Below are 13674 nucleotides of genomic sequence, written 5' to 3' on the forward strand. Positions count from 1 at the left end.
GTCTGAAACGTTTACAATTAAATCATAGTTCTACCAAGGTTACCAATACGGTGAATACCTAATCAGGGAGGATGTTACTAATGGCAAAACGCAAAATGATTTTAGACTTGGATACGGGGATCGACGACGCACTGGCAATTGCTTACGCGGTCGGCGCTCCCGACGTTGATTTAATTGGGATCATTAGTTCATACGGTAACGTGGTCGTTCCACAAGCGGCCGACAATAGTTTACGGATTTTGGAATTACTTGGCGCAACCGATGTTCCAGTCTTTCTAGGTGAACCACATTCCAGTACGACCGAACATTTCGACGTTATGGCGATTTCACAACAGATTCACGGAAAAAACGGGATTGGCGAAGTTGATTTGCCAGCACCTAAACGTGCCGTTGAAACGCAGTCCGGCGTGGACTTCTTAATCGATGCCGTTCACCAGTATGGTGCCGACCTCACGTTAGTGCCAACTGGTCCGCTAACCAACTTAGCCGCAGCGCTCAAAAAGGCACCAGATATCGCGACAACGATTGGTAATGTCACTCTCATGGGTGGTGCGCTGACCGTTCCTGGTAACGTCAGCCATTTTGCCGAAGCAAACATCAACCAAGACGCAGAAGCAGCTAACGACGTCTTCACCAGTGACTTAAACTTGACCATGGTCGGATTAGACGTCACGTTGCGGACCTTGTTAACCAAACACGAAACGCAACAATGGCGTGATTTAAAGACTACTGCGGGTGCTAAGTTTGCCGACATCGTGGACTACTACATCGCCGCTTACGAAGTCACCAGTCCCGATTTACACGGCTGTGCCTTGCACGATCCATTAGCCGTCGGGGTTGCCTTAGACCCTAGCTTCGTCACCACGTTAGACCTCAACATGTTCGTTGAAGCAGAAGGTGTTGACTACGGCCGAACCATTGGCGACCCGGCCCGACTCAACGACCCAACCAACGTGACGGTTGCCTTAACAGTGGATAAAGATCGTTACTTGAAGACCTTTATGACCTACTTAACCACCCTCTTTAAAAAGAACTAACATCACTATTTAAAACCAAAATAACACTGTCCCACCGTCAAAATTTGGCTGGTGGGACGGTGTTATTTTTACCTCAAGCGCTAAACGTGGTAAATTGAATTAAAACGATTTGAAAGTGGGCATCATAATGGCACAAAAATACTACGCCGTTCGGCAAGGAAAACAACCGGGCATCTACCGGACCTGGGCAGAAACCCAAAAACAGGTCACCGGCTTTTCGCAAGCTCAATACAAGAGTTTTGCCACTGAAGCGGAAGCACAAGCCTTCATGCAAGGCAAAACGACAACACCAACCAAGAAGTCACGTACTAGCCGTACACACACAACGACCGCAACGCCCCCCATTAAAGCGGACATTACGGTCTACACTGATGGGGGCTCGCGTAATACTGGGAACGTTGCGGGTGGCCACGTCAAGCAAGAAGACCGGGCAGCCTGGGCTTACCGCATTGAACTTAGCGACCAACTCGCAACCGATTCCGGCGGCGAATGGGGCGCAACCAATAACCGCATGGAAATCATGGCCTTTTTACGCGCGTTGGAACAGCTACAGAAGTTGGGCCAAACCAACACTCAGATTCTATTCGTATTAGACTCACAGTACGTCCTAAACGCCGTCACTAAGGGGTGGCTTGCCGGGTGGAAACGGCGCGGATGGAAGCGCAGTGCCGGTCCCCTAGTTAATGCCGAGCTTTGGCAAAAAGTTGATCAACTCCTGCCCCAATTTAACCACCTGAATTTCAACTGGACCAAGGGCCACGCCACCAATCAAGGCAACGTCTTTGTTGACCACCTGTTGAACCAAACTATGGATCACATGGTTCCCGGCCAAGCCGCACCAACAACGACGGCGACGGTCACTGCCCATACCAAGACACCTAGTACCCCTGCTCCTAAAAAGCCAGCTCAACCGGCCGACCCCGCCGTCGCTAAGAAGTCCGTTGACGCCATCCGGAAAATGTTGCGAGACGCTGGACTTAACCAGGATTAGCCGCTCCGGCTGTCGAACTGATTTAAATTTCACCTTATTGCACTCAAGCATCAAAAAAGCTCGCCCCTGCTTAAAACAGGGACGAGTTTTTTCATTACCATCCTAATTGTCTTCATTCTTAGTAACTATCTCATGTTCTGAAAAATCAATCATGCTTTACGAGTCCGCATTGCGTTGATCAACACCACCAGATTTAATAAGATCAAAACGAGTAAGACACCCAAAGCCGCCGCAGATCCCAGTGCAGTCCGATGTGCATTACTACCACTGGCTTGCGTTTGGACTAAGGTGATGACCGCCGAAACAATCGATGTCCCGGTCGCTCCCGCAAATTGTTGCAAGGTATTAAAGACCGCATTTCCATCAGCTTGCTGCTTGACGTTTAACTGACTTAAACCACTAGTCATTGTATTTCCCATCGTCAGTCCCATACCGACCATAAAGATGATATACAGCACTAAGATGAGCGCACCCGTTAAGTGCAACCCAAACACCGTAAATAAGGCCACGGCTAGTGCAATAATTGTACTCCCGGTTAAAATCGGCTTTGCGGCACCAAAGGAATCCAGAATCCGTCCCCCTAGAGGCGCAAAAATTGCGCCGATTGCCGCCCCGGGTAAAACAAATAAGCCGGCTAATAAGGCCGATTTGCCGTTAACCAACTGAATGTAGTTTGGCAAGATAAAGGCTAAGCCCAATGCATTAATCTGAATTAAGAAGAACCCTAGCAAATGCCAATCAAAGGAACGCGTTTTAAAAATCGTTAGTTTAATCAATGGCTGCTTTGAGCGCCGGGTGAACCAAATAAACGCCGCTAGTCCGATTAACCCTAGGACTAGCCACCCAATCACTAACCACGGTTGCGTCCCTAATTGTTGCAAATGACTAAAAGCCATCGTAAATCCAACAAAGACCACCACAATTGCCAACCATCCCGCAACATCGAAGCCAGCTTTAACAGTGGGAGCCGCTTGCCGAATCGAAAATAACCCTAACAATAGTGACACGACTAGTAACGGCAGTAGTAAAATGAAAATCCAATGCCAACCGAGACCGCTGACAACAAGGCCACCAAATGTCGGTCCTAAAGCGGGCGCAATGGCTGTGATTAGCGTCCCAATCCCCATCAAAGTCCCCCGCTGCTGGTCAGGCGTCCAATCTAAAATGATATTGAACATCAGCGGTAACGCGATCCCCGTTCCTAGCCCTTGAATCAGTCGTCCTAATACCAACATCGAAAAGTTGCCAGCAATGGCGTCAATCACTAACCCGGCGATAAATAACAAGTTCGCCGTCACAAACAACGTCCGTGTCCGAAAACGTCGTTTTAAAAATGACGAAATCGGAACAATAATCGAAACGACCAGTAAATAGGCCGTGGTCATCCACTGTACCGTAGCCGTATCAATATTGAATTGTCGCATCAAGACTGGGAACGTGATGTTCATCGCGGTTTCAACAATTACCCCGCAAAACGACAGCAACCCGGTTGCCACGATTGCGAGAATTAATTTTAAGTCAACTTTTTTTGTCATAATTCAGCTCCTAACAGTTGATGGTTCTAATACGAACTAATTAGTTAGTATAACACACTCATTTAAAATTTAAAGGGCTATTTTACGTTGACTTGCCAGACTAGTTTACCTATAATGCACATTAGTTAAATAACGAACTATTAAGGAGATGCACCGCATGGAACGTTCTATCGGGATTGCAATCAAAAAGGCCAATAATGCCTTATCTCGTGACTCAGATCACTTTGCGAAACAATTAGGGTTGACCGGCATGCAAATCAGTACGATCAACTTCATTGCGGCCCATGAAACCACCCAAGATATTTTCCAACGGGATCTAGAACATGAATTTAATATCCGCAAGGCAACGGCTTCCAGCCTAGTGACGACCATGGTTGCTAAGGACCTTTTAATTCGCGTCCCCGCCACTAACGACGCCCGTTACAAACGCCTGTTGCTAACGCCGAATGCACGCCAACTGGCCACCAAAATCGAAGCCTTTTTTGAAGCTAGTGAACGCCGCATTCAGAACTTACTCGGTCCCGCCTTTGAATCGACCTACACTCAGCTAACACAAATCAGCACGGACTTTACCGCAAAAGCAACTGAGCAATCAAAAAAAGACTAGCCCATTGGTTAGTCGTTTTTTGATTGCAGCGAAATTCAAGCTCCAAACTTTACTTTTAAATTGATGATTGTGGGCAACGTCGCCGTATTTAAAAAAAATGTTACGCTTAAATCCAGCCAACCTGTTTCAAACCGTTAGCAATTCCATCATGGTCACAATCAGTGGTCGTTAGGTCCGCCAACGCCTTAATCTCAGGCGCGGCGTTTCCCATTGCAATCCCAGTACCCGCACTCTGTAGCATTTCGCGGTCATTTTGATTATCTCCGAATGCGACCACGTTTGCGGGTGCAACGTTGAGGGCAGCCGCCAGTTTCGCAATGCCTTGAGCCTTAGAACCTACCTTAGGAATCACGTCGACTCCACATTCGTGGAACCGAACAAATGAGAATTCGTCAGGATGTGGTAATTTGGCGTCCACCGCTTTAGGATAAAACATCATCGCTTGGTAAACGTCGTGATGTAAATAATAATCTGGCGCATAGTCTAATTCTGGCGCTTTAAACGTATTAAGCACCGAGTCCGTCAGCTCAGACGGCTTCGTGTGAATATGTAACCCGTCTAGCGATTCAACCACGATATCAACGGACTGCTGGTCGGCAGCGTGAATCAGCTTAGCCAAATTTTCACGGGACAAGGTGTGTTGATGCACTTGCTTACGGTCAGCAAAAGCTGCCGAACCATTGCATAAAACGTAGTCGCTTAAATCTAACGCCTCAATAACGGGCCGCGCCATGGCCAAGTTTCGTCCAGTAGCGATTGCCACGTGAATCTGATTATCCTTTAACGCTTGAATACTGGCAATCGTGCTGGGCAACAACTGCTTTTTACTATTTAATAACGTATCATCAATATCGAACACTGCTAATTTTGCGACCATGTTTCAAATGCCTCCAACTTACCGTTTAATAAAATCTGATTTGATCAATTCATGGGTGCGACTCGTTCCGATGGCTAGTCGAAACGCGGCTTGCCCTAAAGCTTCCAAGTGATGATCAATCGTGGAGAAGTGCAACAACCGACTTGAAAGTAAATTTTCTTGTCCAATGACTGGAATCGGTGGTTGGTGTTGATCCACAAAGTACTGGTGGATCCCCGCACCGATATCATCCCCATTGGAAAAAATGGCATCGACCGGGTGTTCAGCTTTTGCGAAATATGCCCCGGCCTGGTAGCCGTCGTCATAAGTGACCGCACCCGTAAATAAATTAGTGTCCGTGAGCTTACCGTAGACTTCCTGGTAAGCCCTGCGCGTCACCCGGGTGCTTGCACTAATCACGTTATTGCGACTAAGCACAACACCCATCGTTTGATAGCCTTGTGTCTGGGCCCACTTAAGCGCGTACACGTAGGACGCCATCCGGTCTGTAAACGCCGCGGCCAGTTGCCGCTCATCACCGGGATCTTCACAACAAACGATTTGTCCGTACTTGCGGTAACGCTCCAACGTATCTAGCGAACTACTCCGAGAAGTGAAAATCAATGCGTCATACGCTTTCCCCCGCAACTGTTCCAAGTAGTGCCGTTCAATGGTCATATCGTAGTTCGTCGGTAGCAACGTAATTTTATACCCCGCTGAAAAGCCCGCCCCAACAATGCCGTCAATGACCCGTGCAAAATACGGATGGTTCGCGTATGGTAATACGACACCAATCGTCTTGGTTTGACCATTACTCAAGTCGCGCGCGACCCGGTTAGGAACGTAATCCAACTGTTGCATAATTGCTTCAATCTTTGCCCGCTTATCATCGGCCACGTACTTCTGATGATTAATCACCCGCGAGACTGTTGAAACTGAACAACCTGATAACCGCGCAATGTCATGAATATTCGTCACAACAACCGCTCCCCCTTCTTTAATCATTCCATAACAAAACCTGGGATGTTTCATAAAATTACCATAATTTATGAAACCGGTCCCAGGTCAAGTGTTTTTTACCAATTAATTAAATTATCGCCCAGAATCGGCCATTTTTTCCAGTCAGAAACTGACACTTAACGACGGCACTGCTTGATACCGGTCGCTAACATTTGAATCTGTAACAAAGTTTCGTCATCCTTCACGACTTTAGGGCGGCCATTCACAATGGTTTCATAAAGGTCATCGTAAACCCGTGAGTAATCCCCAACTTCTGAAACCACTTTTTCTTCATGATACTGACCCGCATCATCCATGTACGTCAACGTGCCGTAGTTTTCCGGTTGGTCAACCCCAAAGTCCGCGTGGTTTGGCATGTAGAAACGTTTTAAATCGGCCTCTTGGCGATCCTTGTCCGCCTTGACGAACATGCCCTTTTTCCCGTAAACCACAAAGCTGGGTCGCGGCTTGATACGGAAATAACTCGATTTAACGGAGACTTTCAACGCACCATAGTAAAGATCAATGTCGAAGTAGTCGTTCATCCGGTCGGCACCTAACAATTGGCGAACGTCGTAGTGGACGTCATCGGGATGCCCGAAGTAAGCAATCACTTGATCTAGGGTATGGCACGCATGCCCGTAAAGGTAACTAGTATCCAATGAAAAATGGTCCACGTTGGTAGGTACTTCCGGCCGGAAATAGTCAAAATGCATTTCGACTTCTAGTAAGTCACCTAAGCGGCCGCCTGCGATGACTTTTTGCATGGTCAAATAATCCGAGTCATACCGTCGATTTTGATAACATTCGACTAACAAGTTCTTCTGCTTAGCTAAGTCAAATAGTTCCTTAGCTTCCGCGACGGTCTCAGTAAACGGCTTTTCTACCAGCGCATTTTTACCATGATTTAAAACGTCTTTAGCGAGGCTAAAGTGCGTTTTGCTGGGCGTTGAGACAACCACTAATTGGATTTCTGGATCATTATAAATATCATTGATATCCGTCGTGTAATGAACCCCATCGATTGGCGTCCAATCCTGGCGTCCAGAACGCGAATAGATGGTTTTAACTTTGATCTTATCCTTAAGCTTCAATGCAAATGGTAAGTGGTAACGGTTGGCGCTCTTACCGTTACCAATGTAGGCAATCGTTAACATGTTGATTATTCCCCCAATATAAGTTGATAAGTTAATTATACGGTGTTGCCACCACAAACCAAATGATTTCACTTAACTTGTTTTTTTCGATTACTGGCAAGTAAATTATTAAGCCATTCGCTGTGCAGATGATGTCTTGTCGTTCCAAAGTGGAGTAAAATTAAATAAACTAACTAATCAAGGGGGAATTTTGGCGTGCAAACTGTCTTTTTAGTACTACTACTTATCGCTGCCGTCGTTGCAGCTAACGCCGTTTATGCCCGTTTTAACCTAGTTCCAGTTGCTTTTTTACAAATTGGTGCGGGCTTATTATTATCTTTAATTCCACTTTATCAAAACTTTGAATTGGAACCCGAGATCTTCCTTTTCGTCATTATTTCAGTCCTCATGTTCAATGATGGTCAAAATACCAGTATTCGTAAGCTCAGCCGCAATTTTGGCACGACCTTATCGCTGGCAGTCGTGTTAGCCATGGTGACCATCCTCATCGTTGGGGGCACGACTCACCTACTGATTCCACAATTTTCACTAGCTTTGGCACTCGCGCTTGGTGCAATCATTACGCCGACCGACGCCGTTGCCGTTTCGTCAATTACGACTAAGGTTGCCGTTCCAGGCCGGGTGATGGACACCTTGGAAAACGAATCCTTGTTTAACGACGCATCCGGTATCGTTGCGTTTAACTTGGCCATCGCATCGCTAATTACCGGTCAATTTTCCGTGTGGCATGGAATTGGCAACTTTTTCTACGTCTTTGTCGGTGGGATCTTAGTCGGACTCTTTCTTGGCTACGTCATTGTGGCGGGTCGAATTATGCTCATCAACATGCGGGTCGATACGCCTTCCGTAATCGTGCCCTACACACTACTGACCCCCTTCGTCGTTTACTTTTTAGCTGAAGGTATTGGCGTTTCTGGAATTCTAGCGGTCGTCGCTACCGGACTGATTCACGGGATTCAGTCTGAACGGTTACGCTTAACGACTTCCCGGTTACAAATTGTCATGACCACAACTTGGTCGATTGTGGCCAGTATCTTGAACGGAATCGTCTTCGTCCTTTTAGGTGTCTCATTACCAAGCGTGATCAGTCACCTACAACAACGTGATACCGGTTCCGTCGCCGTCTTGATTGGCCTCGGAATCTTGCTCTACGTTTTAATGACCTTCGTTCGCTTCTTGTGGCTGCGGTTTGACCTAGCCAGGATTCGCGCATGGAACAACCACGAAAAGACGCGCAACGCCTTTGTAGTGGCCTTAAGCGGGGTCCACGGAACCATTACACTGGCCATGGCCTTTTCACTCCCCCTAACCTTAAACGGGGCCGCCTTTCCTTACCGTAACGATATTATCTTCGTAGCGGCAGTCGTCATTCTGACGAGCTTGCTAGTGCCAACGATCTGGTTGCCACTGACCTTACCAAAACAAGTTGAAAAAGTCACTGAAGCGGAACTAGCAACGGCTAAGTCCGAAATGGTTGCCGACGCTATCACAAGGCTACAAAACAGTCACAGCGATAACCCGACAACCAGCCAAGTCACCATGATTTTAGAGGGACAACGGGCTTTAGACGGACGCCCCAAACGTTCACAGCTGACCGAATTATTTGATCAGACCTACACCATTGAACAGCAAACCATTGACCAGATGGTCGCACAGGGTAAAGTGTCAGATGAACTGGCCGAACGCTACATGCAAGTTGCTAGCAATACCCGGCTACACAATCAACGAACTTTCTGGCAACGATTCGGTTTGTTCTTCAAATTCATGGTGATTGGTAAATGGTCGCGAAATCAACGGGCCCGTGCACGCCGCAAGGAACTTCACCAGTACAAACCGCGCGCTGGCCAGACCCGCGAACAGTTGACTGCTCGCAAAATGGAGATGTGGACACAGCTGCGAACGGTCGAGCAACAACCCTACGCGGCGGTTCGTCAATTTCTAACGAGTCACACGACTCCGGATAACCAGCAAGCCATTGGGATTGTTCGGCGGGCATATGATGAACGCCACCGTCGCCTATCTGGAAATCGAGATTCTCAGAAGGACCAAAATGAGATGCTGATTGAGGCGTTCCAACTAGAATACAACTTTATTCAAAGCCAAATCGGCACCAAAAAATACAGTGCTGAACTAGGAAACCAACTCTACGAACAAATTTCAACCGACCAACTCGTATATTTACAGTCCGTCAACGCAGATTGATTTTGCTTAACCATTCGTCAAACCGGCGGATGGTTTTTATTTTAAAAAATAAAGTGCCCCATAATTGTTAGAATTGCTGATCTAACAATTATGGGGCACTTCAATTCCTAATAGACTGTTTTTGAGCTAAGCGCGTCGGCGCCGAATTCCAAACCAGCCGACTAACGAGAACATTAGCCAACCAATTACCATTAACCAAACTGATTCAGATTCATCAGTTTGTGGCAATGTTTGCGCAGCTTTACGTGGCGTTGTTTTAGGCGTCATATTTATCTGAGCCACCGCTGGCGTGACTGCAATAGTCACTGCGGTTGGTTTAACTGGCGTTTCCGGAACAACTGGTGTCGTTGGTGAAGGCATCACGTGATCTGGTTGCACCGGTTGACCTGGCGTAGTTGGTTTCATAGGTGTTTCAGGTGTTTCAGGTGTTTGCGGTACTATTGGTGTTTTTGGTTCTTCCGGTGTTATCGGAATTACCGGTTTCGTCGGCGTCTTTGGTTCTTCCGGTGTTGTCGGAATTACCGGTTTCGTCGGTGTAGTCGGGATTAACGTATTTGCCACCGTTTGTTCCTGGTTAGCTACTTCAGCGGAAATCACAATTTCTAGTGCTTTCGTACTGATTTGATAACCAGCAGGTGCAGCTGTTTCAACTAAGGTGTACGTGCCTAAGGCTAAATCCTTAAAGGTGAGTTCACCATTAGCATCAGTCGTGCCTTTTGCTACCAAGTTACCTGCCGCATCCTTTAATTCAAAGGTCGCACCAGCTAATTTGGTTCCAGTCTCACGATCAACCTTGGTAATCGTTAATTGACCTTTAATTGCATCATCCGCAACTGTTTGCGTCTGGTTAGCTACTTCAGCGGAAATCACAATTTCTTGTGACTTAGCACTGATTTGATAACCAGTAGGCGCAGACGTTTCAACCAAGGTGTACGTACCAAGGGCTAAATTATCAAAAACAAGCTGGCCATTAGCATCGGTCGTGCCTGTTACCACATTACCCGCTGCATCCTTTAATCCAAAGGTCGCACCAGCTAATTTAGTTCCAGTCTCACGATCGACTTTGGTAATCGTCAGTTGACCCTTAATCGCATCATCCGCAACTGTTTGTTCCTGATTAGCTTGTCCAGCAGAAATCACAATTTCTTGTGACTTTTCGCTAACTCGATAACCAGCAGGTGCATTTGCTTCAACTAAGGTGTACGTGCCTAAGACCAAATCCTTAAAAATAAGTTGGCCATTAGCATCGGTTGTACCCGTTGCTACCAAGTTACCTGCCGCATCCTTTAATTCAAAGGTCGCACCAACTAATTTGGTTCCAGTCACACGATCAACCTTGGTAATCGTTAGTTGACCCTTAATCGCATCATCCGCAACCTCTTGTGCTTGGTTAGCCGCTTCAGAGGAAATCACAATTTCTTGTGAGGTCGTACTGATGTGATAACCAGCAGGCGCAGACGTTTCAACCAAGGTATACGTGCCAAGGGCTAAGTCCTTAAAAATAAGTTGACCACTAGCATCAGTCATACCCGTTGCTACCAGGTTACCTGCTGCATCCTTCAATTCAAAGGTCGCACCGGCCAACTTGGCATCAGTCACACGATCAACTTTAGTAATCGTTAGTTGACCCTTAATCGCATCATCCACAACTGTTTGTGTCTGGTCAGCTTGTTCAGCAGAAATCACAATTGCTTGTGAGGTCGTATTGAGTTGATAACCAGTAGGCGCAGACGTTTCAACTAAGGTGTACGTTCCTAAGGCTAAATCCTTAAAAATAAGTTGGCCGTTAGTATCAGTTGTTCCCGCTACCACGTTACCCGCTACATCCGTCAGTTCAAAGGTCGCACCAGCTAATTTGGTACCAGTCGCGCTATCAACTTTGAGCACCGTCAGATTACCTTTAATCTCAGCATCCGTAACCGTCACTGTTTGATAGTTAACTTGACTATCCAAAGTAACGTTCTTAATATCAGAATTCACGGTATAGCCTACAGGTGCTTTAGTTTCTTGGACCTGATAAGTACCTTGTTTTAGATTAGCAAAAACAACTTGACCATTTTCGTCAGTTGTTTTCTCAGCAACCTGCTTACCATCAGCATCCGTCAGCGTAAAGATTGCACCAGCTAACTTATGACCAGACTCATCAGTCTTATTGACTGTAATCGTCCGATAAGCGTTCGTTAGTGTAACCGTATTGCCGACCGTAGCTTGACTGGCTTCATAGCCATCCAATGCAGATTCCTGCACCGTGTAGATATAAGGAGTGCCTTTAGCGTCACTAGTTAGCAAATTATCGAATGACCCTTGATATTTATTTTCAGGAGTCAAAGTCAAAGTTTGTGTAGTTGGATTACCATTCAGATACAAGGTCACTGTGACATTTGGTGTCACTTCCGGAGCGTTGACCCAAACTTTCTTAACCGCCAAACTCGTCGTTGGAATTGGATCATCAGAAACTGTTTGTGTAACGAGATAGGTATTAGTCGTACCATCAGACGGAGCAACAATCGTAATTTCACGTGACGTTTTGTCTAACAAGTAGCCCTTAGGTGCAACCTTTTCAACTAACAAATACCTTCCGGCAGCCAAGTTTGCAAACACCACTCGACCACTTTCGTCAGTCTTTAAACCAGTTTGCAAAACAACACCATCAGCTGTTTGTAATTCATAAACAGCATCCGGTACTGCAGCCCCGGTTGTACTATCATTCTTATACACAATCAAGTCATAAGTCTTCCAATCTGCTGAACCTTCAGCACCATAATGATATGAAGGATTCGAATTAACAGTTTGGGGTTTGTCATCACCTTCTCCAGGAGTGGTAGTTCCGCCTTCTCCAGGAGTGGTAGTTCCACCATCTCCTGGATCAGTCGTACCGGCTGGTGTATAGGTGGCACTTGCATTGTTAGCATAGGTCTGGTCAGGCTCAATTGAAGCCTCATAAAAAATATTAATAGCAGTAGTAATGTTTCCTAAACTGATGGTCATCTGATTACCATTTGTGGTCACACTTATAGCTGTAGCTGATATGTCCTTAGCAGGTGTAAATTTTTTATCCTTAAAGCTGTAGGTACCAAGTTTACCCTGATCTCCAACTGCTTCATTTGGAACAAATTGTCCGCCAATATAGTCACCACTTTCAAAGGTAACATGGTCATCATCACTAGTACCGTAAGTCTGATACTGGCCTAGTTGATCAACAACCGTGACATTGTTCCACGCTTCGCCACCAATATTCACAACTACTTGCCATAGCATATACGTTTGATCCTCAACTTTAATTGGCCAGCCAACCTTATTAATTTTAGCTTTGTCATCACCAACCTTAGGATCCGATCCAGATACATAAATAGATAACGTTCCCTTCCGGCTAGACACGTTACTTAACTTACCGTTAAAAGTCAGTGTTCCATCTTGAGCGCCATTAGCAATTGAAAAAGTTCCAATTGATACACCAGCGTTATCAGTCACGTCTACCGCAGTACTACCAATAGTAGCTAGAACATTGTCAGGCAATTTTACCGGCGCTGTATCCCCATCTTTGACTGGTACACCATCATCAATCCACCAATTATATGTTACCAAATAGTTTGAATAGAGGCTGAGCGCATCACTCGCACTATACTTGTTACCCTTGCTATCCGTCACAGTAGCATCATCCGCTGAAAGTCCATTAACTGCAAACTTAGCTTGGGCTGCTAAAGCAGCAAGATTACTGTAGCTTAATTTCATTAAACTAGCTTTGGGTAGAATATTAAGCGACCCTTTTTGACTAGTCGTGACGGGCGAATATTGTTGCGTCACCGTCTGTTGCTTACTATTTTCAGCATTATCTGATTTAGCTTTAGTTTGCACTTTAACCGAATCACTTTTGCTATCCTGAGGTGCGGAACTGCTGCTGGAAGATTGTTCCTTATCCAACGTATCAGACGAAGCTGAACTTGAGCTTGCAGCACTGCTACTAGAAGAGCTCGCTTTACCCGTCGTATCGGATGAAGTTGAACTCGAGTTTGCAGAACTGCTGCTCTGGCTAGTCGACACTGGCGTTGAAGAACTGCTTGACGTTGCACTACTTTTAGTAGAACTACGCGTTGACAGGACAACTTTCTTTGCTGGTGTCGTTGACTTTTCACTTGAAACTGATGCTGCATCGACAGTTGATTTAGCGGCAGTTGTCGCCGTTGAATCTGCTTTAGCGGCGGTGGCATTGGTTGCTAACAAAGTCAGCAACGTTGCTGTCCCCGCTAAAAAAGCTTTAAAGCGTTGATTCGTATTATCTAATTTCATCAT

The 13674-nt window shown here is 46.1% G+C and carries 9 protein-coding genes; 4 read left to right on the forward strand and 5 right to left on the reverse strand.

Annotated features, from left to right (window positions below; translation table 11 throughout):
• The first annotated feature begins 80 nt into the window (after positions 1–80).
• Positions 81–1037 (forward strand): nucleoside hydrolase, encoded by a 957-nt coding sequence (locus tag IV64_RS13770; protein WP_057707957.1) that lies wholly within the window; start codon positions 81–83, stop codon positions 1035–1037.
• A gap of 127 nt (positions 1038–1164) precedes the next feature.
• The gene (locus IV64_RS13775; protein ID WP_057707959.1) at positions 1165–2028 is read left to right on the forward strand and encodes a ribonuclease H family protein; all 864 of its coding nucleotides are present in this window, start codon (positions 1165–1167) and stop codon (positions 2026–2028) included.
• Positions 2029–2177: 149 nt separating this feature from the next.
• On the opposite strand, the gene IV64_RS13780 is transcribed toward IV64_RS13775, so the two are convergent.
• Positions 2178–3563, reverse strand: coding sequence for a DHA2 family efflux MFS transporter permease subunit (locus IV64_RS13780; RefSeq protein ID WP_057707961.1), 1386 nt, complete (start codon positions 3561–3563; stop codon positions 2178–2180).
• A gap of 157 nt (positions 3564–3720) precedes the next feature.
• On the opposite strand from IV64_RS13780, the gene IV64_RS13785 reads away from it, so the two are divergent.
• The gene (locus IV64_RS13785; protein ID WP_057707963.1) at positions 3721–4170 is read left to right on the forward strand and encodes a MarR family winged helix-turn-helix transcriptional regulator; all 450 of its coding nucleotides are present in this window, start codon (positions 3721–3723) and stop codon (positions 4168–4170) included.
• Between the two features lie 106 nt (positions 4171–4276).
• Here the strand turns inward: IV64_RS13785 and IV64_RS13790 are convergent, their stop codons facing one another.
• The 3 genes from IV64_RS13790 to IV64_RS13800 form a co-directional block, all read right to left on the reverse strand.
• A complete protein-coding gene (locus IV64_RS13790; protein WP_057707965.1) occupies positions 4277–5047 on the reverse strand; it encodes a Cof-type HAD-IIB family hydrolase in 771 nt (256 codons plus the stop codon).
• A gap of 18 nt (positions 5048–5065) precedes the next feature.
• Positions 5066–6004, reverse strand: a complete 939-nt coding sequence (locus tag IV64_RS13795; protein ID WP_057707967.1) for a LacI family DNA-binding transcriptional regulator — start codon at positions 6002–6004, stop codon at positions 5066–5068.
• Positions 6005–6162: 158 nt separating this feature from the next.
• Complete coding sequence (locus tag IV64_RS13800; RefSeq protein WP_057707969.1) at positions 6163–7182, reverse strand: Gfo/Idh/MocA family oxidoreductase; 1020 nt, start codon at positions 7180–7182, stop codon at positions 6163–6165.
• Between the two features lie 195 nt (positions 7183–7377).
• Here IV64_RS13800 and IV64_RS13805 point away from each other — a divergent pair, with 195 nt between their 5' ends.
• On the forward strand, positions 7378–9384 hold the full coding sequence (locus IV64_RS13805) for a Na+/H+ antiporter (RefSeq protein ID WP_057707971.1): 2007 nt from the start codon (positions 7378–7380) through the stop codon (positions 9382–9384).
• Between the two features lie 126 nt (positions 9385–9510).
• On the opposite strand, the gene IV64_RS13810 is transcribed toward IV64_RS13805, so the two are convergent.
• Positions 9511–13671 carry a SpaA isopeptide-forming pilin-related protein gene (locus IV64_RS13810; RefSeq protein ID WP_162261266.1) on the reverse strand — a complete coding sequence of 1387 codons (4161 nt, stop codon included), beginning with the start codon at positions 13669–13671 and terminating at the stop codon, positions 9511–9513.
• Between the last annotated feature and the right edge of the window lie 3 nt (positions 13672–13674).

The sequence above is a fragment of the Lactiplantibacillus xiangfangensis genome (genome assembly GCF_001438845.1).
Taxonomy (GTDB): Bacteria; Bacillota; Bacilli; order Lactobacillales; family Lactobacillaceae; genus Lactiplantibacillus; species Lactiplantibacillus xiangfangensis.